The organism is Deltaproteobacteria bacterium, assembly GCA_030690165.1.
Lineage (GTDB): Bacteria > Desulfobacterota > GWC2-55-46 > UBA9637 > UBA9637 > JACRNJ01.
In genome coordinates this window covers 1-25,480 of record JAUYHF010000036.1, presented here as the reverse complement: position 1 = coordinate 25,480, position 25,480 = coordinate 1, and the positions used below count along the sequence as shown (strand labels likewise).

Genomic DNA, 25,480 nt, shown 5'->3' with positions numbered 1-25,480 from the left:
TGGCCCTTACCGACAAACGCTTTATCACCATCCTGGGCATACTTCCTTTTCCAGTTGTAAAACACATTGGCATGGATTCCCAAAGAGCGGGCTACCTCTGAGGCTTTTTGGCCTTCTTCAGCCGCCATTTTAACCGCTTGCACCTTAAACGCCTTGTCAAACCGCTTTAATCTGACCTTTTCCCCTTCCATCGGACACCTCCTTTTTAAGAGACGGCTTTTATGCTACTACCAACTCTTCATTGTGTCCACTTTTTCGGGGGAAGATCATATCGTATAACGATTTATATCCTTGCCTCGTAGATACCTTCTATAAGTATCGTTTTTCTTATTGGTTGCATCGTATATCCGTTCTTTTACAACCCTTTCGGTTTGCGGAGGTTTGCCCTTACCTTTTTGATATGGTTTAATGCCTACTGTTACTTTACAGAAACTTGCCAAAGGTTTTGAGACTTTTGCAAGTTGATTGATAATTTTTTCTGTTTTATCATCAATAAAGACATTTATTACATCACCGGCCTTGTTTTGCCATTTCTTCTGGGCAATGTCATTTTCATTTACCACGTCGCCTTTATCAAAAATAGTAATTTTACATTTGTTGTTTTTAGGATTAGTTTTTTGCGTTATAACTATTTCAGTATCGACAGTGGCTTGAGCAAACACTTTGTCAAGAAAATGAACGATGTTTTTGATAGAGGTCTGTCCAACCATAAATTTGCGAATGTTTTTAAAAAGCAGATTTGTAAGCCATGTATTGGGAATAATCATTCCCCAAAACCCGTTCTCCCGCAAAAAACCGATGGTCTTTTCCATAAAAAGAAGATAACTATCAAACTGATAATTTTGGTGAACATATTTTTTAATGAAATATTCCTTTATTTGCGGCGTAAGTTCCGCGCCATACGGAGGATTTCCTATCACGCAATCAAATCCGCCATTCTCCATAATCTCACCAAATCCCGCTTGTTTGGAATTCCAGTCAAAGGGGTTGATGCGGGATTTTGTTTCTTCTGAGATTGCAGGTGCAACCTTTGTGGATTCTGGTGGCACAGGCTTCCAGCCTGTGGTGACAGGCAAGATGCCTGTCCCACCAAAAGGGGACCCAAACAATTTGCCCTGATCAAAAAAATCATATCCTATCAAACTGTTTCCGCATTTTATGTTATATGTCAGGCTTGGCAGGAGAGCCTGTTTCTTTGGCAGCAGACTCCTTTCACCTTCCAGAGCCTTGAGATATAAACTCATCATGGTGATTTCAACTGCCTGCGCATCAAGGTCAACGCCGAATATATTGTTCTTTAAAATCCTTGCCTTTGTGCGCAGGGGCAGAGACAAATCTTCAGGGCTTACTTTTTGGTAAAAATCAAAGGATATGGTCTGCGCTTCTTTAGGATGCTTTCTGTAATATTCAAGGTGATAATCTAAAAGATACTGATATGCGCCGAGAAGAAACGAGCCTGAGCCGCATGCAGGGTCAAGGATTTTGATTTTTCCAATCTGCTTCGGCGTCTTGCCTTCTATGAGTTTGCCGACTGTATTTTTGACGATGTAGTCAACAATATATTTCGGCGTGTAATACACACCGCCTGCCTTTCTTACCTCTGGCTTTTCCTCAACCACCACCCGTTTTGGTGTAACCCTTATGGTATTGCCGAGATACCGCTCATAGATACTGCCAAGAAGTTCTACGCCTATGACATCAAACCTGTATCGGCATTTTGGAAAGTAGAGGTTTTCAATTATATCCGCAAGGAGATTGGAATCTATATCTATTGTTTCGCAGGCATGGGGTTTAAAGATATCGCCGTTTAAGTCTGAATTTACTTCTGAGAAAAGGTCTTTTAAATGCGTTAAGAGAGGCTTTCTTTTGCCCTCGTGCCTCCATACCTCAACAATCTCCTGAAGCTCGCGGGGGTCTCTGATTTTCCTGTCTTCTGCAATGCGGATGAAGATAATCCTATCAAGGAGTTTCTGAACAACATCATTCAGGATTTTTACATCAAGCTCAGAATTCCGCTTGTGGATGTCCTTTGCAAGTTCTTCCCTCCACTCTGTCATGTCTTCAAGAAACGCCCTGTCCACAGGAATGCGGAGTCTCTTGCTCTTAACATCCCGTGGCAGCAGTCTTTCAAGAGAGCCTTTTTCAACCTCTTCTTTTGAGAGAAGATAGAGTTTGTCTATGTTTTTAAGATAGTCTGCATATTTGAAATCAAAGATGAGTCCTTCGTTGGGATATTTGGGATTGGGTTTGAGTGATGCGTCAAAGAGCTTGAATTCCTCAAAGTCGGTGAGTATTACAAAATATACCTCTTTGGTGCTCCACGCATAGGTCTTTGCCTGAAGGATGTGATTTGTGTTATCAAGCGCAACGGAGGGCGGCTTTGCCTCAATAAAGAATTTGGTTGCGCCGTCTATGCGGAAATTGTAGTCGGGCCTGCCTGTGGTCTCTCCTTTTTCAAGGATGACCTCCCTGTCAAAGGGTGAAAGGCTTTTTTTATTCTCAATGTCCCAGCCGAGGGCTTCAAACATGGGATTGATAAAATCCTGCCTTACCTGCGCCTCAAGATAGTTTTTGGAAATGTAATGATGTTTGTCCTTGTCAAATTTACCGATAAGGGAAAAGAGTTTTTCTCTAAATAATTCTTTGTCCAAAGATAGTCTCCTATATTTTCTCTATGGTCTGTTTATCTCTTTTACCTTAAGCCTCAAATTCCTGTTCCCGTTCCATTCATCAATATACGGGATAAAGGCGATGTCAAAGTTATTTCCATTTAACGGATGTTTTTGTCCCATTCTGTATGCGATCCCGTCCCATACAGTTGCCCCCTGCCCCCTGGCCCCTGACCCCTGCTTTATCCTAAGCTTGAGATGATTATTGCCTACCACCTTGCTTTGGACAATGCTGGCGTCTCTGGCGCCGAGAAGCGGCTCAGGATTTGCCATGCCAAAGGGGGCAAGGCTTTCCATCTCCTGAACCATCTTTTCATTCAGCTCGTCCAGGGCAATATACGAATCCAGCGAAACCTCTGGTAAAAGGTCTTCAAGGGTTAAGTTTTTTTCAGCCAGATTATAAAACGCTGATTCAAATAATTTTATATTCTCCATCCTGATTGTAAGGCCGGCAGCCATTTTATGGCCGCCGTATTTTTCCAAAAGATCTTTGCATGCATCTAATCCGTCCAGGATATGAAAATTCTTTATCCCCCTCGCCGAACCCCTGCCTACGCCATCTTTCAAGGATATTATAATCGTCGGCCTGTGGTAGCGGTCTATGAGCCTTGAGGCTACAATCCCGATGACGCCGGGATGCCATCCTTCTTTTGCAAGAATAATAGCCTTTTTTTTATGAATCTCAAATTCTTCCTTCTCAATGATTTCTACTGCCTCTGATAATATGCCCTTCTCCAATCTCTGTCTGTCAATATTTTCCCTGTCTAATTCTCTGGCAATATCCATTGCCTCTTTATCATCATCTGTAATGAGAAGCCTTACCCCCTTACCTGCATTATCCAATCTCCCTGCCGCATTTATGCGCGGGGCAAGCTGAAACCCCACAGAGCCTGCCTTTACAATGCCGTTTAAACCGCTTACCTCCTTCAGCGCCCGTATCCCCGGCCTTTTGCCAAGGGTAAGTTCATCCAATCCGTATTTCACCAATATCCTGTTTTCATCAACGAGCGGCGCCATATCGGCAATAGTTCCAAGCGCGACAATATCGGTGTAATGTTTAAGATTTGGAATGTTGTCTGCAAAGTAACCGCATTCCTTTAACTTACTTCTTAGGGCAATTACAAGATTAAATGCAACACCGACGCCGGCCAACTCCTTAAAAGGAAAGGCGCACTCAGGCTGTTTTGGATTTAATATTGCGTATGCAGGCGGGAGCCTATCAGATGGTTCATGGTGGTCTGTAATAATTACATCCAGTCCGATGCTATTGGCAAAAGATACTTCTTCATAATTTGTAATGCCGCAGTCAGTGGTAATAACAAGCCTTGCGCCTGAGTCAAATAAATGCCGGAGAGCCTGATTGTTAAGGCCGTAGCCTTCTTTTAATCTTTCGGGTATGAAATAGTCGACACAAATACCAACCTCTCTGAAGAAAAGATAGAGAAGAGCTGTGGCGGTTGTTCCGTCAACATCATAATCGCCATAGATAGCAATCTTTTCGTTCCCTTTAATTGCCTTTATAATCCTCTCTGTCGCCCTGTCCATATCCTTCATGCCAAACGGGTCATGAAGGTTCTTAAGGGAGGGGGAAAGAAAAGAAAAGGCCTTGTCTATTTCGACAAGGCCCCTGTTTATTAAAAGCTGGGCTGTCAAAGGAGAAATTTTTAGCTCTCTCCCAAAAAGGCCCTGAAGCTCAACATCAGGAGAGCGGACCATCCAACGTTTTTTCATTTTTTTGTAACCGCATTCTCCAAAATTTTCAGGCATATTATCACTAAATCCGGTTAGAAGGCAAGCGGATAAATCTCCATTTTTAATATCCTCTTTGTATTTGAATCCATCTTCCCGCACTCTGCCTGCCTTATGCCTGCAACCCAGATTATCTCACCCCCGGAAACAACAATGGGAATCAAACCCCTTTTACGTCTTGCAACTCTTTTTTCCTGAAAAAGGTCTTTAACCTTTTTATGACCATTCATGCCAAACGGCGCAAAACTGTCTCCTGGTCTAAAGTTTCTGACCAAAATAGGAAATTTGAGTTTATTGCAATCAAAATAGGCAATTGATATGTTCGGTGCAGGAGCGTCCTCCCCCTTTATCCCCCTCCAAAGGGGGACACCTCTTCTATCCCCCTCTGGAGGGGACAGGGGGAGGACGCCATTATAAAGTTGAATCTTTGTTTTGAATTCTGCAACCTTACGCCCATTATCCGCAATAACATTGGTTTTGCCGTTTATCTTTAATATTTTTTCAAAAAAGATTGGCTGCTCTGTTTTCCGCCTTCTGTTTTCCGCCTTCTGCCTTCTTTCTATTGTAATAATATCGTATTCTTTATAAACCGTTAACTTGCTGGGAAGGTTTATTGAGAGATTTGGGGCATCACTGCATAACAACCTTAAAAAATCCTCAACATGATAACTATAAAACCCTTTTGATGAGCCGAGAAGTTCCTCTACTGCCATAAAAAAAATCCTTGCCTTTATTGCGCCGTGTAATCTGTTAAGCTTCTTTAAATATAGGGAAACAACGTCTTTATCCCGCCTCACCACAATACTTTTGTAAGCGCCTCCTGCCTTGTCTTTCAGATACACATCATCTCTCTCAAGGATACGGGAAAGCCTGGCCAAATCTTTTTTAAGAGATGGATTATATTCCTCAAGAATGGGTATAAGTTTAAGCCTTATGCGGTTGCGAAGATATTTAGCGCTTTTATTTGAGCTGTCTTTTACAAACTTTAACCTGCGGCCTTCAGCATACTCCTCTATCTCTTTTCTGGTTATCTCAATGAGCGGCCTTATATATTTTCCATTGACCTTTGGAATACCGCATAAACCGCCAAGCCCTGCGCCTTTTAGAAATTTCATCAACACTGTCTCAGCCTGGTCGTCCATATTATGTCCTGTAGCTATCCTGTCTGCCTTATATCTTTTTGCAATCCTGTCAAAGAATGAATACCTTGCCTCTCTTGCAATATCCTGCAATGAATCACCCTTTTTAAGAAGCAAGCGGACATCCATCCTTTTACAAACAAACTTTACACCTAACTTTTCCGCAAGCCTCTTTACAAATACCTCGTCCCTGTCTGATTCCCTGCCTCTTAAACAGTGATTAAGGTGGGCAACGATGATAAAAAGCCTATATTCTGCTGCAAGCTCTATAAGCGCATGAAGCAGGACAACTGAATCTATGCCGCCGGAGACAGCGACGACAATACGGTCTCCACTGACAAGCATACTTAATTCTTTTATTGTTTTTTTTATCTTGTCCAGCATGGGTTTAGTTCGGGATCACTGCACTCTTTCACTCAAACCGCCAACCTGCCCGATGCCAAGCAAATTAAATGTGAGCATGACCATCTTCTCCTCCAGCCTCTCTGTATAGGTAATCTGGGCGCCCCAGCACTGCTGGCGGTATGCAAGACCATAAGCAGCTTCAATAGTCTCCTTATCATTATAGGAATACCTGTTGTGATAGGTAAGGTCAATGGACTCCACAGGTTTAATTATCAGAGACAACTCAAGATATTCCATAGGTGTATGCGTAATCGGGTCTATTCTTGTATATCTATAGCTCGTATCTAATCTATCCCCTCTTTTATCCCATAATCCTAAAGATGCGTCGTACTCGTTCATCCAGCCTTCATACGCATCGTATTTGCCCTTTGCTGTTATAAGTGTCCATGATAGAGGTTGTAGTCTGATCTCTCCTGTAACATCGGAAAAAGGCCGTCTCTTATCAGTAAGAGAGGTAAGTTTCCTTGTTGTCTCATTTATATTATATATCTGGCTTAAATCCATATATATATAGTCGCGATAGCTATAATTGCCGCCCTCCAAAAATTTGCCGGTCAGTATGGTGTTTAATGAATATGTAAAATCATTTCTCTTTCCAATCCTGTCAACGCCGTCAAAAATAGGAAGGTCGTCCTGAACATCGTCGGGTATATATGTGTATATAATCTTCGGCCTGATTGTGTGCTTTAACTTTTTTAATCCATCACCTTCACCCTCATCAATGGGAAATATATTTACAAACGTCGTTGTAACATCAGTGCCAAGGTCATAGATGCTTCTGTCATAATATCTCTTATCCTTGGCAGGGTCAGCCACCTGGTAGAATGTCTCTCTTACTCCGGCTGACGGCTTAAATTCAAAATATCCTCCTGGATTTAACGGCAGTGATACAGTCGGGTGCATATCAATGCGCTGGCCTGTTGCGCCTTCTTTTCTATCAAAATTAACAAATGAGGATTCCCATCCAAAATGAAAAGGGGTATCCATTATCTGCTGGTCTATGCCTGTCAGGGCAATCTCAGGCAGTCTCTGAAGGGTTGTACTGTTATCTGCGATAAGGAGATTATCAAAATATCTGAACTGGGTCACAAGATTAAATTTGCTCCATGTCTTTGTAAGGGATATATTGCTCTCAAGGCTTTCCAAAGACCTTTTATTAGTATCCTTTCCAAAGTCTATAAAATACTCATCATCGCTTACCTTTTTTACATCCACATTCAAACTAACGCCATAAGGCAACAACCCTCTGTGTTTGTATTCCAGAAACCATCTGTTATCATCGGCGGTCTTGGGTCTGGATAGGTTATTGCTCCCTTTTCTGAATTCCCTTACCCTATCCATATCATTTTCTTTGAAATGGTAAAAATAAAATTGACCTTCCGTAGTTTTTGTCAGCGCATATCTGTATTCTATGCCTTCACCGATACCCCTGCTGTTTTCTATATCAAAATAAAAAGTGGCATCCGTAGAATCGGATATTGCCCAGAAAAAACTATTGTCAAACTTAAAACCCCGGAGTTTTGAGTATCCAACCTCCGGGCTTAAAAAACCGGTCTGACGCTCTCTTTTCACAGGAAATACAAGATAAGGAAAATAAAATACAGGCGCCGCCTTAACATAAAAAAGACTGTTCCATGCGGTAAGATATTCGCCAAATGTTACATCTGCGTCAGACGAGTAAAAACCCCACGCAGGGGACTGTCCAGGCTCGCAGTCGCATGTTGTAAAAAACCCTTTATGGGCTGAATAACTTTCATCGCCTGTCTTTCTTATCTCCTCCCCTGTAACATGGACATTCCCCTTTTTAAAAAACAGCCTGCCGTTAATAACAACGCCAACCTTTGTATCTATGTCAAGTTCAAGGCTGTCTCCCTTTAATGTGTTCCCCTGTTCAAAATGAGCCTCCACATTTCCAATAGCCGTAGCGTGAGATGCATCCATATCAACAGTCATTTTATCAGCCCTGATAGATGAGTTTCCCTGAACCGCTATCACATTCCCTTCAGCATAGTATGTGTCGCTGGATTTGTCATAGGTTAGAGAATCGGCTGTTATCTCCATTGGATCTTCTCCTTTCAAACCAGTATCTGCAAAGACAATAGACGGAGACAGACACAAGACTACAGACACCAGCCACAAGACACAAGACACAAGAGTTAAGACTGGTGACTGGTGACTGGTGACTGGTGACTTATATTTATAATGTTCAATTTTCATTTTACAATTGTCTTAAGGCCTTCTTCGCCTCTCCTGCTGTAAAGACAGAACCGGTTACACATATCATGTCATCAATGGTAGCTTTGGCCATAGCGTACAAACAGGCATCCTTAACACCCTCAATCCGCCTTACCCTATCTGCATACTGGCCGGCCTTTCCCCGCTTGATACCCCTGCTTACTGCTTGCAGGGGCAGGCATGCAGGAACATGTTTGTAAAGCAAATCTAATGATGCGGCCCTTTCAAGCCGTGGGCGCGTGAGTATCACCATATCAGCAATAGGCGCAAGCTTTGATAATATCCCTTTAATATCCTTATCAGCCATTATACCCAACACAAGAAAGAGCCTTTTATAATTAAACCGGTTTTCCAAAGCATCTCTTAAAACAGCCGCGCCTGCCGGATTATGGGCGCAGTCCAGAACAATCAAGGGTTTTTTAGATATGCACTCAAGCCTCCCCGGCCAAAAAACTCCATGCAGCCCCTTTCTTACGGCAGATTCTGAAATGCGAAAACCTTTTTCTTCCAAAATCTCCAATGCCGCAAGAGCGCATGCCGCATTCAAATATTGATGTCTGCCTAAAAGATTCATCTTTAGGCCGTAGTAAATCCATCTCCTGCCCTTGAATGTGAAGTTTCCGGCTTCTAACTTCTGATCCCCGATAGAAACATTCGGGGACAAGCTTCTGACTTCTTTATTGCTGTCATCTATAAAAAAATCCCTCTTAAGCCTATAAAATTTTGCCATCTTCCTTTTGCACTCAGCCTTCAGGATATTCAGCGCCGCAGACTTTGTTTCAGCAGATATTAAAATACCGCCTCTCTTTATTATTCCACCCTTTTCAAACGCTATATCTTCTATCCTGTTCCCGAGCATCGCCTCATGGTCTTTTGCAATATTTGTTATTATGGAAACAAGAGGCCTTCCTACATTTGTGGCATCTAATCTCCCGCCCAAACCTACCTCCATTACAGCAAAATCAACCTTTTCTTCCGCAAAATATAGGAATGCCATAGCTGTAGTGAACTCAAAGAAGGTGTAGTTCTGACCCCTGGCCTCTGACCCCTGCCCCCTGTCTCTTACCCTCTCCACCAACTCCGCTATCTTTTTATTCGGTATTTCTTTACCATTTATCCGTATCCTCTCATTAAATCTGACGAGATGCGGCGATGTATAAAGTCCCACTTTATATCCTGCCTTAAACAGGATAGACGCTGTAACGGCAGCAGTGGAGCCCTTGCCGTTTGTCCCAGCCACATGGATTATATTCAATTTATCCTGCGGGTTATCCAGAGATTCTAAGAGGGCCTTTATCCTTTCAAGCCCTAATCTTATACCGTATTTTTCAAGACTGTAAAGATATTTAAGGGTATCATTATAGGAAGGTTTGGTTGGCATGCCTTAAATAAAGCAGGGTGGGCAATGCCCACCTTGCTACTGATTTCTAACCTCTGAGTCCTTTTGCGGGGCAAGCATGGCAAGAAGTTTTCCAAGTGTATATTTCATATTTTTTCGTTCCACTATCATATCTATTACACCGTGCTCAAGCAGATACTCTGCCCTCTGGAAGCCTTCAGGCAATTTTTGTCTTATGGTCTGTTCAATAACCCTCGGACCCGCAAATCCTATGAGCGCCTTTGGTTCTGCAATAATAATATCTCCAAGCATGGCAAAACTAGCGGTAACACCCCCCATTGTAGGATCCAAAAGAACAGATATATATGGAATCCCTGCCTTCCTTAGTCTTCCCAGCGTTGCGCAGGTTTTGGCCATCTGCATAAGCGAGAATATGCCCTCCTGCATCCTTGCCCCGCCTGAAGAAGAAAATATGATAATGCCGCAGTAATTATCCACTGCCCTTTCAACAAGCCTTGCGATCTTTTCGCCAACAACAGAGCCCATGCTTCCGCCCATAAACTCAAATTCAAATATCGCAGCCATGATTCTTTGGCCGTTTATGCGCCCTTCCCCGCAAACCAGCGCATCATTATGAGGCAATGTCTTCTGACTGGCCTTAAGCCTTTCTTTATACCTCTTCACATCTTTAAAATCCAGCGCATCAACCGATTCAAGCCCTGCATCAAACTCAACAAAGCTTCCCTCGTCAAAGATCATTGCCAGCCTTTTTTGGCTGCCTATCCTGAAATGGTAGTTGCATTTCTGGCAGACATCCAGATTCACTTCTATTTCTTTTTTGTATATTATCTCTCCGCAAAACTCGCACTTCACCCAGAGGCCGCGGGGAACCCTCACCCTTTTCCCTTCCGGCCGCACTGAAGAATCTATTTCTTTTTTAAGAATCATTAAACAAACCTCCGTTGACAGCTTTACTCCGAAAATGTTTTATACCCCATCCCCACCCTAACCCTCCCCTTGAAGGGGAGGGAATCTTTCCTCTCCCTCAGGGAGAGGATTAAGGTGAGGGTGGGTTAATTTTATATCTCTATCACATCACCCTGTTTCAGAACCTTAATCCTCTTGTTATTTAAAAACCCAATCTCCTGCTCAATTATATCCAGATACTGCGGCTTCATGTGGAAAACATACACGGGGACTTTTTTATTGCCAAGCTTTTTTAATTCCTCACCAAGACCCGCCGCTGTCAGATGACCGCTTATATCTGCCAGTTCTGCCATACTGTTTGGGAATGACGTCTCTGCAAATATAGCTTTAAGGTTATCCTCCTTCATAGCAGCATTCCATATCCAATCCGTATGCCCGGTATCCCCCGTATAAAGAAAAGCGCAGCTTTTATCCCTTATAATATAACCACTCGCCTCAACAGTATGGTTAACCCTTATGGGCAACACCGTAATATCCCCGATGGAATGCTCTTCCCTTCCCTTAACAGGAAAAAACTTAAGTATCGGTCCGTCTAAAGACGGGATAGTCGTAAAATCAGGCCAGATTATATTATTCAGCACATTTGCCCTGAGTATATCCAGGACGCCGTGGGTGCTGACCAAATTTATGTGCCCATTTTTCTTCCCTGCTACATTATCTGCCAGGAATTGTATATCCTTTATATGATCAAGGTGGGTATGGCTTATGATGATATTGTTTATTTTAAGCTGCTCCTCAATACCAAGGACCGAAACCACTGTGCCGGCGTCAAGAAGCGTGTCATCATTGATGAGAAAACCAGTGGTCTTATAACCCGGCATTTCAGCGCCGTAACAGCCAAGAACCCTAATCCTCACAATACCCCCCTACTCGCTTCGCTCCATTGCAAAATGAAGATTGAAAAGCGCAAATTGTAAATTTGAAGTTTTTTAACTTTGCATTTTTCAATCTTCAATCTTCAATTTGCAATTATATCTTCCCCGTTCCCTTCTCTATCTCCAGGAAATCAAGGAACTTGAGTTTATGAATGCCTTTAATATTTATAGCCTTTTCTTCAAGCGCAACGATATTTGCCTGAGACAATCTTTCCATCAATCCCTTTACTACATGGGCATCAATACCTGTCTCATGCGCAAGCTCGCCTGGTGTTATTCCTACCCTTACACAATTTTCATCTTTTATGCCGCTGGTTTCAGCCATGCGCATAAGTATATGGACGACCCTGCTCATATTATCCTTGAGCATGAGATTTTCTATCTTTTCATCCGCCTCAAGCAGACGGCCGGCAAGTTTTTTTATTATCTTTAATGCGATGTCAACATTGCCTAATATCATGGTCTTAAAGGTTTGGGGGTCCATAACAATAAGGATGCTGTCTTCCACAACCTCTGCCGTTGCAGAACGCGGCTTATCAAGAAGTGTTGCCATCTCTCCAAAAAAATCTCCTGGACCCAGCACGGCAAGAACCTTCTCCATGTCTCTTATCTTTTTTGTTATCCTGACCATGCCGCTGCGAACAATATACATCTCCTTATTAAGTTCGCCTTCCCTGAAAAGGACAGCGCCCTTGGGAAAATCTCTGCCAAATTTCTGGAGCATCAATTCGTCGCCGGTCATCTCCCTATCTCACCTTCCTCAAATGCCTTGACAAATGCCATGGCAACATCTTTGTCAAATTGAGAGCCTGCGTATCTTTTTATCTCATCAATTGCAGTCTGATTGGAAAGCCCCTTTCTGTAAGGCCTGTCGGTTGTCATAGCGTCATAAGTATCGGCAACTGAGATTATCCGGGCAATTATCGGGATATCCCCGCCTTTTAAACCCTCCGGATAACCATTTCCATCAGGCCTTTCATGGTGATACATCATCCCTGGTATCAAATCCTTAAGCTTTTTTATATGCCCCATTATATCAGCGCCCAGGGCCGGATGCATATTCATAATCTTTATTTCCGCGTCATCTAACTTCCCCGGCTTTCGCAGCACCTTATCCTCAATACCTATCTTTCCTATATCATGCAGTATGGCGGAAAACTTCAGACGCTCTATTTCATTTGGCGGGAGGCTTAGATATTTTGCCGCTGCAAGACTGTAGTGGACAACCCTTTTTGTATGGCCGCCGGTATAGGGGTCCCTTTTTTCTATGGCCTCTGCCAGGGCCCCGGCTGTCGCAAAAAAGGTTTCCCTTATCTCCTCATAAAGCCGCGCATTGTCAAGGGCTATTGCAACCTGGTTTGAGAAGAGCTGAAAGAGTTTCAGGTCTCCCTCTGTAAATACGTATTCTTTTCTGTTTATGGCCTGCAGGACGCCGATGATTTTATCTTTAACCTTTACCGGTACGCATATCATATTTCTCGTTACAAAATCCGTCTTCTTATCCGCTGACTTATAAAACCGCGGGTCTTTTTTTACATCATTAATAAGCAAAGGTTCGCCGCACTCGGCAACCCAGCCTGCAATACCTTCACCCATCTTTAACCTTATCTCCTTTACCTTATCCCCCTTTTCGCCAAGCGCCACCTCAAAATACAACTCCCTTTTCTCATCATCCACAAGAAGAAGCGAGCCGACCTCCGCATCCATAAGCAGGGTTATAGCCTCCATAGCCCTTTTCCTTATGACCTTCTGGTCAAGGGTGGAGTTGAGAAGCGCATCAACATCCGCGAGTGTGGCAAATTGCTTTACAGACCTGTCAAGTGTAGTAAAGAGCCTTGCCTTTTCCAGTATAGTGGATATACGGAGGGCGAGAGCGGTAAGGATAGTCAAATCCCTCTTCTCAAACGGCTCCCCCTCTTTTTTATTCAGCACTTCTATTACGCCTATAACACCTTTTTCTGTCTTCAAAGGCACGGCTAATATATCCTGCGGCGCATATCCTGTCTTCTTGCCGAACTCCCTGCTCCAGAGGGGATCGTTTACTACCTCATGGGATACATAAGGCAAACCGGTTCTTACAATCCATCCGGCTATGCCCTCGCATACCTTAATCCTTTCCCCTTTCAATCTGTCTGCAGCAGGGCCCTTTACAACCTCGAATACAAGCTCGCCGTTATCTTCAAGCCCCCGATTGAATCTATCGGGGGCAAGCATGTAAAGCGTCCCGGCATCAGCATCAATGGTCGTTATCACCATATCCATAATACGGTCTAACATTGCCTTTATATCTACAGCCTCGCTTGTAATGCTGTCAATCTCATGGTATATGGCAAGCTCTGTTTGTATAAGCCTTATCTTTTTGTTTAATTCGGCATTTTCAAATTCTTTCTCAACAAGCCTTTTCCCAATAAGCTGCGACTCTGCCTCAATGGCCTTTGCCCTCGCCTCATTGTCTTCCACTTTTTTGAAAATCTCTTTATTCTCCTGTGTCATACTTCCATCCCTTTTTTAATCCGGGCCACAAATCTCCCCACCCTTTTTGCCAAATCAGGCGAATCCTGGTTCTTCTCAATCACATTGACAATGGCGCTGCCCACAATAACCGCATCCGCCCATTTTGACACCTCTCCTGCCTGCTTTGGGGTAGATATACCAAATCCGACGCCAACTGGCAAGGGTGTAAACCTCTTAACCTTTTTTACATATTCCCGGATTGTATCTGATAACTCCTTCCTTGCGCCTGTAATCCCTGCAACAGAGACATAATAAATAAACCCGCTTGCATGGCTTGCCACAAGCCTCATCCGATTATCATCACTTGTAGGGGTCAAAAGAAATATAAGGTCAAGCCCGTTTTTATCCGTATGGATTTTTAATTCAAGAGCCTCTTCCGGAGGGAGGTCAACAACAAGGACTCCATCAACCCCTGCCTCTTTAGCATCCCTGGCAAACCTTTCTGCGCCGTAAACAAATATCGGGTTGTAATAACCGAAGAGGATAATCGGGATACAACTCTTTGTTCTTATATCTTTCACCATATCCAGGACATGCCGCAATGTTGCGCCGCTTTTTAACGCCCTTTCTGATGCAGCCTGGATGGTTGGCCCATCTGCCATAGGGTCTGAAAAAGGTATGCCCAGTTCAATAATATCAGCGCCAGATTTCTCAAGCTCAAAAATAATCTCTTTGCTTTTTTCAAGATTCGGGTCTCCCGCTGTAATAAATGTTATAAGCGCCTTTTCACCCCTTGCCTTAAGCCTTGCAAAAGTTTCTTCTATTCTGTTTTCCGACTTTTGACCCTTGACCCTTGACCATTGACCCTTCATATTATTCCTTTCGCCCTTTATATAAATCTCAAACCTGAAGGTTTGAGTTACAAAAAATGTCGCGTGCAGGGGCGAAACCCCTGCACCCCATCACAACCCCCTTTGTCCCCCTTTTTCAAGGGGGAATTTAAAAAAACCCAGAAAATAGAAAATCAGAACTCAGAAAATAACTACTGGGCGGAAACAGAGAGACGAAACCCGCCGCCGCTGTTCCGTAGCGCCGGCTCGTCCCAGTCCCGGTGAGGTGCCCGCAAGTGCTGCGGTTCGCTATCCCACGAACCGCCGCGAAGCACGCGGTATTGTCCACTATCAGGTCCTCTTGGATTATTCTTCGGGCCGTTCTTATAATAGTTCCCATCATACCAGTCATTCACCCGTTCCCATACATTACCGCTCATGTCATATATCCCAAGTCCATTGGGCTGCTTCTGTCCTACAGGATGGGTTTTACTGCCAGAATTACCGTCATACCACCCCACACTGTCAATGTTATTACCCCCTGCATATTCTTCATTTTTACCGCCGCTTCTTGCTGCATATTCCCATTTTGCTTCTGTGGGTAGTCTGTATTTCTTTCCCGTCTTTTGATTGAGTTTATTGATATATTCCTGAATGTCATTCCAACTTACATTCTCTACAGGGCAGTTGTCACAGCCTTTGAAATAAGACGGGTTGTTTCCCATTATCTTTTGCCATTCTGCCTGTGTAACTTCATATTTGCCTATGTAAAGGTCGTCCACACATACTTCATGAACTGGTTTTTCATCACTCTCCCCATCTCCAAATGTGTCTCCCATCTGAAAACATCCGCCTTTGACAAAGATAAAATCCATGCCGGTTAAGGGGTCTTTGAAATTTTTTGCCGGCTCTACTGCCCTTGAAAAACCAGCAAAAGATAATACAAAAACCAAAACTGTTACGCTAATCAAATACCTTTTCATTTTCTTATCCTCCTTTGTTTAGATTTCTATTGCCTTTGACGATACTGGGTTTGAAACCCAGCTTGTCATATCTCTATCCCCATCTCTTTTGCGGCAGTATTCAAATCCTTATCCCCTCTCCCTGACAGATTGGCAATAATTACTTTGTCTTTGCCAAGTTTTGGCGCAAGTTTCATTGCGTATGCAACTGCATGAGAACTCTCAAGCGCAGGAATTATGCCTTCTGACAATGACAGCGCCTTAAAGGCATTCAGGGCATTTTTGTCTGTTATTGCGACATACTCAACCCTGCCTGAATCATGCAGAAAGCTGTGCTCGGGCCCGACGCCCGGATAATCAAGGCCTGCTGAAACAGAATGGGTGTGAATTATCTGGCCGTCTCTGTCATGCAAAAGATAGGTCTTGCTGCCGTGCAGAACACCGACCCTTCCGGCGCAGATAGATGCCGCGTGTTTGCCGGTTTTTAAACCAAACCCTGCTGCCTCCACTCCAACCATTTTTACATTCTCGTCTTCTATAAAGGGATAAAAAAGCCCCATGGCATTGCTGCCGCCACCCACGCAGGCAATAAGATAATCAGGAAGCCTTCCTGTTATTTTCTTAATCTGCGCCCTTGCCTCTCCTCCTATGACTGATTGAAAATCCCTCACCATCATCGGATACGGATGCGGACCTGCCACGCTTCCTATGATATAAAAGGTGTTCCACACATTGGTTGTCCAGTCCCGGATCGCCTCATTCATGGCGTCTTTCAGTGTCTTACTGCCGGAAATGACAGGATTGACCTTTGCGCCAAGTAGCTTCATCCTGAATACATTCGGCTTCTGCCTCTCAATATCCTCTGTGCCCATGTATATCTCGCACTCAAGGCCGAACATAGCCGCCACTGTTGCTGTTGCAACACCATGCTGTCCTGCGCCTGTCTCAGCAATAATTCGTTTCTTCCCCATCCTCTTTGCGAGCAGTATCTGGCCCATTGTATTGTTTATCTTATGAGCGCCTGTATGGCAGAGGTCTTCCCTTTTTAGATATATTTTTGCGCCGCCAAGTTTCTTTGTAAGCCTTTCTGCAAGATAAAGGGGGGTGGGCCGGCCGACATACTCTTTTAGGTAATAAGCCAGTTCTGCCTTAAAATCTTTGTCATTCCTAAACTTAAGATATGACTTTTCAAGCTCCAATACCACTGGCATCAGCGTCTCAGAAATATATCTGCCGCCGTAGATGCCGAAATGGCCGTTTTTATCAGGCAAATTTTGCGCTTTGCGCTTTGCGCTTTGCACTTTCATATTATCCCCTTTGCTGCTTCTATAAAATCCATTACCTTTTTCAAATCCTTTTTTCCGGGTATCTCTTCCACTCCGCTGCTTACATCCACAGCATAAGGCATAACTATATTTATAGCCTGCCTCACATTTTCCGTGGTAAGACCGCCGGCCAGTATTATTTTTCCCACCTTTGTGGCATCTCTCGCAACTCCCCAATTAAAGGTAACACCAGTACCTCCCTCAACACCTTCTTTGTATGTATCCAATAGATATGCAGAAACATTATATCGTTCCATTTCTTTATTGACCCCTTGTTCTCCTCTCCCTATGCCAATAACCCGCGCCCCTTTTATCCTGAATGTCTTTATAATCTTGCTCTGAATGTTTTCACAAAACTCAGGAGATTCATTGCCGTGAAGCTGAACCGCATGAAGGCCAACCTCTTTGACAATTTCATTTATTGTGTTTGCATCTTCATCAACAAACACACCTACCGTAGTTACAAACGGCGGTATGGCTTTAACGATTTCCCTTGCTATCTCCGTCTCAACAAACCTCGGGCTTTTTCTATGAAATATAAACCCAATGGCATCTGCGCCATATTCACAGGACGCAAGCGCATCTTCAAGGTTTGTTATGCCGCAAATTTTTACCTTAATCAATTCCCCTCAACTCCCTCAATTTCTTTCCAATATCATTTTCTCTCATAAGCGGCTCGCCAACAAGAAAGATATGAATGCCTTTTCTTTTCAGCATATCTACATCGTTGTAGCTGTTTATCCCGCTTTCACTCACAACAACCCTGTCTTTCGGAATCTTTGCAATAAGATTAAGGGTGGTCTTAATATCTGTCTTAAATGTCTTTAAATCTCTGTTGTTGATGCCTATAAGTCTTGCCTTTGTTGATAAGACCTTTTCCAACTCATCTTCATTATGTGCCTCTACAAGGCAACTCATTCCAAGGCTGTGGCTTAACTTAAGGAATTCGTCTATTTTATCCTTTTTTAGAATGCCCGCTATAAGCAATATTGCATCCGCGCCTGCTGCCCTTGATTCATAAACCTGATATTCGTCAAATATAAAATCTTTCCGGAGAACAGGGATAGAAACCCTATCCTTTATCTCTCTTAAATAATCCATATGCCCCTGAAAATATTTTTCCTCTGTGAGAACTGATATTGCCGATGCGCCGTTTGCCTCGTATATCCGGGCTATCTCAACAGGGTCAAAATTCTTCCTGATAATCCCTTTTGACGGGGACGCCTTCTTCACCTCCGCAATTATCTTTATGCCGCCGCCTTTTACAGCCTTAACAAAATCCATTGCCGGGGGAAGCTGTTTAATGCGCATCTTCAGCCCCTGAACAAGCCCCCTTACAGGAAAATCAGCCTTCAGCCTGTCCAATTCGTTTTTTTTGTTGCCTATAATCTCATCCAGTATCATTTGTTGGTCATCTCCACAAGCTTATTTAGTTTGTCCAACGCACTGCCGCTGTCTATTGAGCCTCTTGCGCAAGATATCCCCTCTTCAATAGAATTGGCCATGCCGCCTGCGCAAATGGCAGCGGCAGCATTCAGCAAAACCACATCGTACTGCGCCCCCCTTTTGCCTTTTAATACCGCGCGTATCATCTCTGCATTTTGTTCAGGGTCCCCGCCCTTTAAATCTTCCAGCCCGCACCTCTTAAATCCAAAATCCTCCGGCTTGATGTGATATGTCCGCAAAGCTCCATTCTTAAGTTCTGTAATCTTGGTCTCATCTGTAAGCGTTATCTCATCAAGCCCGTCTTCACCTCTCACAACAAAGGCATGTTCACTGCCGAGATTTACCAGAACCTTTCCAAGAATATCCGTAAGACTATCGTCATAAACCCCGATCACCTGACATCTTGCGCCTGCTGGATTTGTAAGTGGGCCGAGGATATTGAATATTGTCCTTATGCCTATCTCTCGTCTAACAGGGGCGGCATATTTCATTGCTCCATGTAGAAGGGGTGCAAATAAGAAGCCTATGCCGATTTCTTTAAGACACCCTTCAACCTTTGCGGCATCTGCCTCAATATTTACACCCAAAGCCTTCAGTACATCCGCGCTTCCACTCCTTGAAGAAACCGACCTGTTGCCATGTTTTGCCACAGTAAGCCCTGCGCCTGCCGCAACAAATGCGGCGGCAGTTGATATGTTGAATGTCATTGTCTCATCCCCGCCTGTTCCGCATGTATCAACCACCTTTTTGCCTTTGACTTCTATCTTGGTAACCTTCTCCCTCATAACCCGCGCCGCGCCTGTTATCTCAGCCACTGTCTCGCCCTTTATCCTCAATGCAGTTATAAATGCGCCTATCTGGCCGGGGCTTGCCACGCCAGTCATAATCTCATTCATTACCTCAATCATCTCAACTTCGGTCAAATCCTGATTTTTAACTATTTTAGATATGGCTTCTTTAATCATGGCTTGTCCTTTTCTTTAAGTATCCTCTCAATCTCAATTATTAGTGGTGGAATATCTTTGGTTACTGTATCCCATACAATATTCAGGTCAATATCAAAGTAGCCGTGTATAAGATGATGACGCATACCAATAATATCCAACCATGGGATATTTATGTATTTATTTTTGACATCTAAAGAAACCTTATTGGCTGCTTCACCAATAATCTCAATGTCCTTTATAAGAGAAAGCACAAGCATCCGGTTGTTATCAAGGCCGCCTCTTGATTTATCGGCAATAAATAACAATGCCTCTCTGCCTGCATCAAGCATATGTTGCAACCTGATAGCATCATCCTTCTGCATATTGAACCACCGCTTGCGAGATCACATCGTTTTTGAAGTATCTGCTCAATTCCTGAGGGGTACGTATGTCCACTTTTTTTCCGCCAAAGATTTCAGAAAGTTCTCTTTCCATATGAGCAAGTCCAAAGAAACCTGTGCTATGTCCTTGTTCAAACTCTATGAGAACATCTATGTCACTATCAGGTCTAAAATCACTCCGCAGAACAGAGCCAAAAAGCGACAATTTACGGATACGATACCTCTTACAAAATTCAGCAATTTTTGCCCGTGGTATACTAATAGCAATTTTCTGATTCATCTTATACTCCTTATTAGAAGAAGCACCTTACTTTCTAACCTTTCATTCTCACTCAGATATCTTCATAATCGTGCATAAAACCCCTGTTTGTCATTCCGCACTTGTATTGTTGGATTCGCTCCACTTACCCCCCTGCTTGCTCGTCAGTTTCCAATCACTTAATGGTCGCTGACCCTATTATTTTCAGGCTGTTTCTCCCTTAAATCGGGAAGTGTCCCTCATAATCCTCTTAAATCGGGAAGTGTCCCTCATAATCACTATATCATTGCAAAAAAACTGACACAAACAGCAATCATTGTCTGCCAGAGCAGCGATTGCGGAACCTTCTCTGAGATTGCTTCGGGACTTTGTCCATCGCAATGACAGGCATGGTTAATGATTGTAAAAATATATTTCATTTTACTCTTTCCAGCCTTTATAAGCATCTTTCCTATGGCGAACATGGTAGATAGTGATAATCCTATTTTGAGTGTCAACCTGATAAATTACTCTGTAATCTCCAATACGAATACGATAACTTGATTCAGAGCCTTGCAGTTTTTTGAACTGAATAGGGAAGGGATTTTCAGAAAGAGCTTCCACAGCATTAAGTATCCGATGAATATGTTGTCTATCAATATTGCGGATATCTCGTTCCGACGAACCTTTCCATTCAATTTTAAATGATGCCATCAGCCTTCAACCTTTTTTTCAGCTCATCAAAACTCGTTGTCGGCTCATCTTTTCGCTCTGCAATCACTGCAAGGTCATGCAGGTCTTCTATCAATTCTTCATATTCTCCAACAGGGAGAAGAACAGCAGTTTTCCTGCCAGACTTGTCAATTATGTATTGCTCATGCAGCCTTTTCATTTTTACCTCCTTTTTCTTTCCCCTCACCCTGCCCTCTCCCTCAAGGGGAGAGGAAGAATAAGGTTACAACTTTTTCTGCCCCTTTGCCAACTCCAGAAAATTCCTCAATATATCTTTTCCAGCCTTTGTGAGTATTGACTCCGGATGAAACTGGACGCCTTCTAAAATAAATCTTTCCTGACCCCCGACCCCTGATCCCTGACCCCTGTTTTTATACCTTACGCCCATTATCTCCCCTTCCTTTGTCCATGCGCTTATCTCAAGACAATCAGGAAGGGTGTCTTTATTTATCAAAAGAGAATGATACCGTGTTGCCTCAAAGGGATTTTCTATATTTTTAAATATGGTTTTGCCGTCGTGATATATGGAAGATGTCTTTCCGTGCATAAGTCTATCTGCCCGTACAATCTTTGCGCCAAAGGCATAGCCGATTGACTGATGTCCAAGACACACGCCAAGCATAGGAATCTTTCCCGAAAATTTCTTGATAACCTCAACAGAGACTCCTGCCTTCTCAGGATCGCATGGCCCAGGCGATATTACAATCCTGTCCGGCTTAATCCCTTCTATCTCCTTTACCGTAATCTTGTCATTACGAAAGACCCTCACATCCTCGCCCAGTTCGCCAAAATACTGGACAAGGTTGTAGGTAAAGGAATCGTAATTGTCAATCATTAGAAGCATATTATTCCAATCCCTCTCTTGCCATCTCCACAGCCCTTAACATTGCCTTTGCCTTGTTTATGGTCTCCTGATATTCCTTTTCAGGGTCCGAATCGGCAACAATGCCTGCGCCCGCCTGAATGTAAATCTTACCATTCTTTATAACCAAAGTCCTTATTGTAATGGCCATATCCATATTGCCTGAAAAACCGAAATAGCCCACTGATCCGCCGTAAGCGCCTCGCTTGCAAGGCTCTATCTCCTCAATAATCTCCATCGCCCTGACCTTTGAGGCGCCTGTTAAAGTGCCTGCCGGAAAGCATGCGCGCAGGGCGTCAAAGCTGTCCTTATCCTGTCTCAACTGTCCATGGACATTTGATACTATATGCATGACATGGGAATATCTTTCAACAACCATAAGCTCATTTACAGAAACGCTCCCTGTTTCGGCAACCCTTCCCACATCATTCCTTCCCAAATCCACAAGCATTATATGTTCTGCCAGTTCCTTCGGGTCTTTTAAAAGCTCCTCTTCCAGCTTTTTATCAGTTGCCTTATCTTTGCCGCGCGGCCTGGTGCCTGCAATAGGCCGGACATCAATCCCGCCTTCCTCAACCCTCACGAGTATCTCAGGCGAAGAACCGACCAGTTCAATACCGTCCAACCTTAAGTAAAACATATAAGGCGACGGATTTATAATCCTGAGCGCCCTGTAGATGTCAAACGGCTCCACATCAAGCCCTGTCTCAAACCTCTGAGATAAGACAACCTGAATAGCATCCCCTGCCTGAATATATTCCTTCACCTTAAGCACACCGTTAATAAACTCCTCTTTTGTAAAGTTAGAAATTATTTCTTTGGCTCTTTGACTCTTTGACTCTCTGGGCCTCTGAGCCTCTGGCGAAGATGTTTTCAGCCTCTCTACCAGCGCATCTATCTTCTTAACTGCCTTTTCATAAATATCAGCGGGGTTATCCCTGTCTCCAATAAAGGCGTTGGCCACAACCTTTATCTTATGCTCAAGATTATCAAAAACAAGGACAGTATCGGTAATAACAAAAAAACCGTCATATATGCCTATGTCAGACAATCCAGTATCAGGAAGATTCTCAAAAAATCTGACCATATCATATCCGATATAGCCTACAGCCCCGCCATAGAATCTTGGTAAATCTCCAGCGGGCACAGGCCTGTATCCGGAAAGCATTTCCTTTAAAATGGTTATAGGGTCGCCCTTTCTTGTATCCTTTTCAGAACCTGAAATAATCTCTATATTATCACCCTTGCTCTTGAAAATAACCTTTGGCTCCACACCAAGCAGGCTGTATCTTCCCCACTTTTCACCACCTTCAACGCTCTCAAACAGAAATGCAGGACCGCCATTGTCAATTTTTCTAAAAGCAGAAACAGGCGTATCCATATCAGCCATAATCTCCCTGAATATAGGGATAAGATTGCCCGTTTTGGCCTTGTCTATAAAACTTTCCAATGAAGGGGAATACTTATGAGTTTTCATAATATTGCTAATTCTAATTTGCATTCAAGGTAACACTAATTTGACCCACCCTCACCCTGGCCCTCTCCCTGATGGAGAGGGGGAATTATTTCCCTCCCTTTCAAGGGGAGGGGTAGGGTGGGGATGGGTTATAAGTGCCATCTTGATTGCAATATGGAATAAGAAGATCCTCTAATGGGGCTAATTTAACACACAGGATTAAAATGTGTCAAGGTTGATAAAGGTTAAACTGGCAGACATATAATTCCTTCTTGCCCATACCCAAGAAGTGTGATTTAATCCGGCTAATGCAAACGTATAAAAAGGATAGGCGAACATATCACTATGTTCTATGAGGAGGTAAAAATATGAACTGGAGAGAAAGAATAACTATTGACCCCTTCGTATGTCATGGAAAAGCCTGTATTAAAGGAACACGCATTATGGTATCAGTTATTTTGGATAATCTGGCAGAGGGGGTCGGTGAGAAAGAGATATTGAAAAGTTATCCATCACTGAATCCTGAAGATATCAAAGCAGCTATATCCTACGCTGCTGAACTGTCTCGTGAAAGACTTGTATTTGTGACAGCATAGGAAAATATGCAGTTTAAGATAGATGAAAACCTACCGATTGAAATTGCAGAACTGCTTATTACTGCTGGACATGATGCTAAGACCGTAAACGACCAACAGTTGCAAGGTGTTCGGGACACTATTCTCATAAATACATGCAAAAATGAACAACGTGTGCTGGTTACCCTTGACACAGATTTTTCCGATATCAGAGCATATCCCCCGGAAGAATTTTCAGGCATTATTGTTTTGAGGGTCAGAATCCAGTCAAAACATCACGTTGTTAAAGTTTTTCGCGGTATTATCCCTTTTATTAGTCGTGAACCTCTGATGCAGTGCTTGTGGATTATAGAAGAAAATAGAATTCGTATTCGCGGCAAAGATGATGAATAATATAAATATGGCCGTAACGGACAGAATCGGGATTGACGAAACAGGTTCGTCTACAACCCCGAAGTTAGGGGTATATACGAAACAATTGCGTCTATGAACAAGTTAGTCGTCATGCTACGGCGACAGTGCCAACATCAACTGACAGACAAGAAATCAAATTGACAAACCACAACAGAAATGAAATTTAAATCAATAAGCATCAAGCAAGCAATTACCGACGTTGAAGGTGGGAAAATATTTTTACCACCAATCCAAAGAAATTTTGTGTGGGACTATGACCGCATTGTAAATTTATTTGACTCCTTGTTTCGTAACTACCCAATAGGGAATTTCATTTTTTGGAAGCTAAAACCAGAGGCATGTCGAAACTATCCTCTCTACAAATTTATTCGGGAATATTCTGAAAACAAAAGCAAGCCAATTAAAAATGAACCTGTATCAAAGAATCTATTAGAAACAGATGTATTTGCAGTAGTTGACGGACAACAAAGATTAAGTAGTTTATTCTTTGGATTGGCTGGCACTTACAAGTATAAAAAAAGTGGAAAAGGACTTCAGAATGTTGATTCAAATTTCGTTACATCAAAACTTTACATTAACCTTTTAGCGACAGAAACAAGGATACTTGAAGAAGAAGAGCTTTTTGAATTTCTTGGTGACGAAGATTCTACTTTCTTAAACGACAGAAAATTGTGGTTTGAAGTTGGTAAGATTTTAACTTGGAAGAATGCAGACCGAGCTACAACTCTTGTAAATGAAACTTTACAACCATTGGCAGTTAAGTCAAACAAAAAAACTTTAATCGCAAAGTTTGAGAACCGCAGAGAAAAGATTGTGGCAACTCTCAAAACACTTTATGAAATGCTGAATGATAACCGACTTTATTATTTTGACATTGACAATCAAAATCCAGACACGGTAGTAAAAATGTTCACAAGGGTTAATAGCGGTGGCATGCCACTAAAAAAATCTGACCTTTTGTTTTCTTACTTAGTAGCACAATGGAATGAAGGACGCGATGAAATAAAAGAATTGGTTGAATCAATGAGAGAAGATAAAGTAAATATCGCACAGGACTTTGTTATGCGAGCTTGTTTAGTTTTGTCTGACCTTCCCGTAAAATACAAGTTAGAATCATTTACATTAAAGAACATCAACATAATTAAGAAAAACTGGATCGACATCAAAAATAGCTTAATAAAGCTATGCAAACTTCTTCCTGAAATTGGATATATCAATCATCCTAACTTATCAGACAATGCACTCATTCCAATCGCTTATTACATCCATAAGGGAGGGAATATTAAAAATCAAAAAGCCAAAAAGAGTTTACAACAGTATTATGCACCTCCCCCGAAATAGTGGACACACCAAAGGGTTAGGTTATAGTAGAATCATATAACCTAAGGAGGTGTGAAATGCAAGAAAGGAAAGTGAACAGGAAATACGATAAGCAGTTTAAGGAAGAAGCAGTAAGACTTG

Annotated in this window: 25 protein-coding genes; 3 read left to right on the top strand and 22 right to left on the bottom strand. The window is 42.8% G+C overall.

From position 1 onward, the window contains the following. The 22 genes from Q8P28_06395 to trpE all read right to left on the bottom strand — a co-directional run. Positions 1–191, bottom strand: a 191-nt coding sequence (locus Q8P28_06395) for a transposase (GenBank protein ID MDP2682420.1), incomplete at its 3' end; no start/stop codon positions are given. Positions 192–266: 75 nt separating this feature from the next. After that, entirely contained in the window at positions 267–2,651 is a 2,385-nt protein-coding gene (locus tag Q8P28_06390) for an N-6 DNA methylase (GenBank protein ID MDP2682419.1), read from the bottom strand. A 21-nt stretch (positions 2,652–2,672) separates the two neighbouring features. Next, on the bottom strand, positions 2,673–4,400 hold the full coding sequence (recJ, locus tag Q8P28_06385; protein ID MDP2682418.1) for a single-stranded-DNA-specific exonuclease RecJ: 1,728 nt from the start codon (positions 4,398–4,400) through the stop codon (positions 2,673–2,675). Positions 4,401–4,453: 53 nt separating this feature from the next. Next, positions 4,454–5,941, bottom strand: a complete 1,488-nt coding sequence (gene tilS, locus Q8P28_06380) for a tRNA lysidine(34) synthetase TilS (GenBank protein ID MDP2682417.1) — start codon at positions 5,939–5,941, stop codon at positions 4,454–4,456. 15 nt (positions 5,942–5,956) lie between these two features. Then, a complete protein-coding gene (gene lptD / locus Q8P28_06375) occupies positions 5,957–8,092 on the bottom strand; it encodes an LPS assembly protein LptD (protein MDP2682416.1) in 2,136 nt (711 codons plus the stop codon). An 88-nt stretch (positions 8,093–8,180) separates the two neighbouring features. After that, on the bottom strand, positions 8,181–9,578 hold the full coding sequence (locus Q8P28_06370) for a folylpolyglutamate synthase/dihydrofolate synthase family protein (protein MDP2682415.1): 1,398 nt from the start codon (positions 9,576–9,578) through the stop codon (positions 8,181–8,183). A gap of 36 nt (positions 9,579–9,614) precedes the next feature. Further along, positions 9,615–10,484: an acetyl-CoA carboxylase, carboxyltransferase subunit beta gene (accD, locus tag Q8P28_06365; protein MDP2682414.1), complete on the bottom strand. Its 870-nt coding sequence runs from the start codon at positions 10,482–10,484 to the stop codon at positions 9,615–9,617. Between the two features lie 131 nt (positions 10,485–10,615). Continuing rightward, positions 10,616–11,380, bottom strand: a complete 765-nt coding sequence (locus Q8P28_06360; GenBank protein ID MDP2682413.1) for a 3',5'-cyclic-nucleotide phosphodiesterase — start codon at positions 11,378–11,380, stop codon at positions 10,616–10,618. A gap of 112 nt (positions 11,381–11,492) precedes the next feature. Continuing rightward, positions 11,493–12,140 carry a Crp/Fnr family transcriptional regulator gene (locus Q8P28_06355; GenBank protein ID MDP2682412.1) on the bottom strand — a complete coding sequence of 216 codons (648 nt, stop codon included), beginning with the start codon at positions 12,138–12,140 and terminating at the stop codon, positions 11,493–11,495. Beyond that, the gene (locus Q8P28_06350) at positions 12,137–13,891 is read right to left on the bottom strand and encodes a GAF domain-containing protein (GenBank protein MDP2682411.1); all 1,755 of its coding nucleotides are present in this window, start codon (positions 13,889–13,891) and stop codon (positions 12,137–12,139) included. Before Q8P28_06350 ends, Q8P28_06355 begins: the two co-directional genes overlap by 4 nt. Then, positions 13,888–14,724, bottom strand: a complete 837-nt coding sequence (gene trpA, locus Q8P28_06345; GenBank protein MDP2682410.1) for a tryptophan synthase subunit alpha — start codon at positions 14,722–14,724, stop codon at positions 13,888–13,890. The genes Q8P28_06350 and trpA overlap by 4 nt, the downstream gene beginning before the upstream one ends. 170 nt (positions 14,725–14,894) lie before the next feature. Beyond that, positions 14,895–15,665, bottom strand: coding sequence for a formylglycine-generating enzyme family protein (locus Q8P28_06340; protein ID MDP2682409.1), 771 nt, complete (start codon positions 15,663–15,665; stop codon positions 14,895–14,897). A 65-nt stretch (positions 15,666–15,730) separates the two neighbouring features. Then, positions 15,731–16,951: a tryptophan synthase subunit beta gene (gene trpB, locus Q8P28_06335; GenBank protein MDP2682408.1), complete on the bottom strand. Its 1,221-nt coding sequence runs from the start codon at positions 16,949–16,951 to the stop codon at positions 15,731–15,733. Then, positions 16,948–17,592, bottom strand: coding sequence for a phosphoribosylanthranilate isomerase (locus Q8P28_06330; GenBank protein ID MDP2682407.1), 645 nt, complete (start codon positions 17,590–17,592; stop codon positions 16,948–16,950). The genes trpB and Q8P28_06330 overlap by 4 nt, the downstream gene beginning before the upstream one ends. Continuing rightward, complete coding sequence (gene trpC / locus Q8P28_06325; protein MDP2682406.1) at positions 17,585–18,373, bottom strand: indole-3-glycerol phosphate synthase TrpC; 789 nt, start codon at positions 18,371–18,373, stop codon at positions 17,585–17,587. The genes Q8P28_06330 and trpC overlap by 8 nt, the downstream gene beginning before the upstream one ends. Beyond that, positions 18,370–19,380: an anthranilate phosphoribosyltransferase gene (gene trpD, locus Q8P28_06320; GenBank protein ID MDP2682405.1), complete on the bottom strand. Its 1,011-nt coding sequence runs from the start codon at positions 19,378–19,380 to the stop codon at positions 18,370–18,372. The genes trpC and trpD overlap by 4 nt, the downstream gene beginning before the upstream one ends. Then, positions 19,377–19,724 carry a DUF86 domain-containing protein gene (locus Q8P28_06315; GenBank protein MDP2682404.1) on the bottom strand — a complete coding sequence of 116 codons (348 nt, stop codon included), beginning with the start codon at positions 19,722–19,724 and terminating at the stop codon, positions 19,377–19,379. The genes trpD and Q8P28_06315 overlap by 4 nt, the downstream gene beginning before the upstream one ends. After that, positions 19,711–20,022 carry a nucleotidyltransferase family protein gene (locus Q8P28_06310; GenBank protein MDP2682403.1) on the bottom strand — a complete coding sequence of 104 codons (312 nt, stop codon included), beginning with the start codon at positions 20,020–20,022 and terminating at the stop codon, positions 19,711–19,713. The genes Q8P28_06315 and Q8P28_06310 overlap by 14 nt, the downstream gene beginning before the upstream one ends. A 399-nt stretch (positions 20,023–20,421) precedes the next feature. Further along, on the bottom strand, positions 20,422–20,694 hold the full coding sequence (locus Q8P28_06305; GenBank protein ID MDP2682402.1) for a type II toxin-antitoxin system RelE/ParE family toxin: 273 nt from the start codon (positions 20,692–20,694) through the stop codon (positions 20,422–20,424). Continuing rightward, on the bottom strand, positions 20,681–20,872 hold the full coding sequence (locus Q8P28_06300) for a hypothetical protein (GenBank protein ID MDP2682401.1): 192 nt from the start codon (positions 20,870–20,872) through the stop codon (positions 20,681–20,683). The genes Q8P28_06305 and Q8P28_06300 overlap by 14 nt, the downstream gene beginning before the upstream one ends. 63 nt (positions 20,873–20,935) lie before the next feature. After that, entirely contained in the window at positions 20,936–21,556 is a 621-nt protein-coding gene (locus tag Q8P28_06295; protein ID MDP2682400.1) for an aminodeoxychorismate/anthranilate synthase component II, read from the bottom strand. A 1-nt stretch (position 21,557) separates the two neighbouring features. Beyond that, complete coding sequence (gene trpE, locus Q8P28_06290; protein MDP2682399.1) at positions 21,558–23,051, bottom strand: anthranilate synthase component I; 1,494 nt, start codon at positions 23,049–23,051, stop codon at positions 21,558–21,560. Positions 23,052–23,398: 347 nt separating this feature from the next. On the opposite strand from trpE, the gene Q8P28_06285 reads away from it, so the two are divergent. The 3 genes from Q8P28_06285 (at position 23,399) to Q8P28_06275 (ending at position 25,360) form a co-directional block, all read left to right on the top strand. Then, entirely contained in the window at positions 23,399–23,626 is a 228-nt protein-coding gene (locus Q8P28_06285; GenBank protein MDP2682398.1) for a DUF433 domain-containing protein, read from the top strand. Between the two features lie 6 nt (positions 23,627–23,632). Then, positions 23,633–23,998, top strand: coding sequence for a DUF5615 family PIN-like protein (locus Q8P28_06280; protein MDP2682397.1), 366 nt, complete (start codon positions 23,633–23,635; stop codon positions 23,996–23,998). A gap of 177 nt (positions 23,999–24,175) precedes the next feature. Then, positions 24,176–25,360 (top strand): DUF262 domain-containing protein, encoded by a 1,185-nt coding sequence (locus Q8P28_06275; protein MDP2682396.1) that lies wholly within the window; start codon positions 24,176–24,178, stop codon positions 25,358–25,360. Positions 25,361–25,480 lie beyond the last annotated feature (120 nt).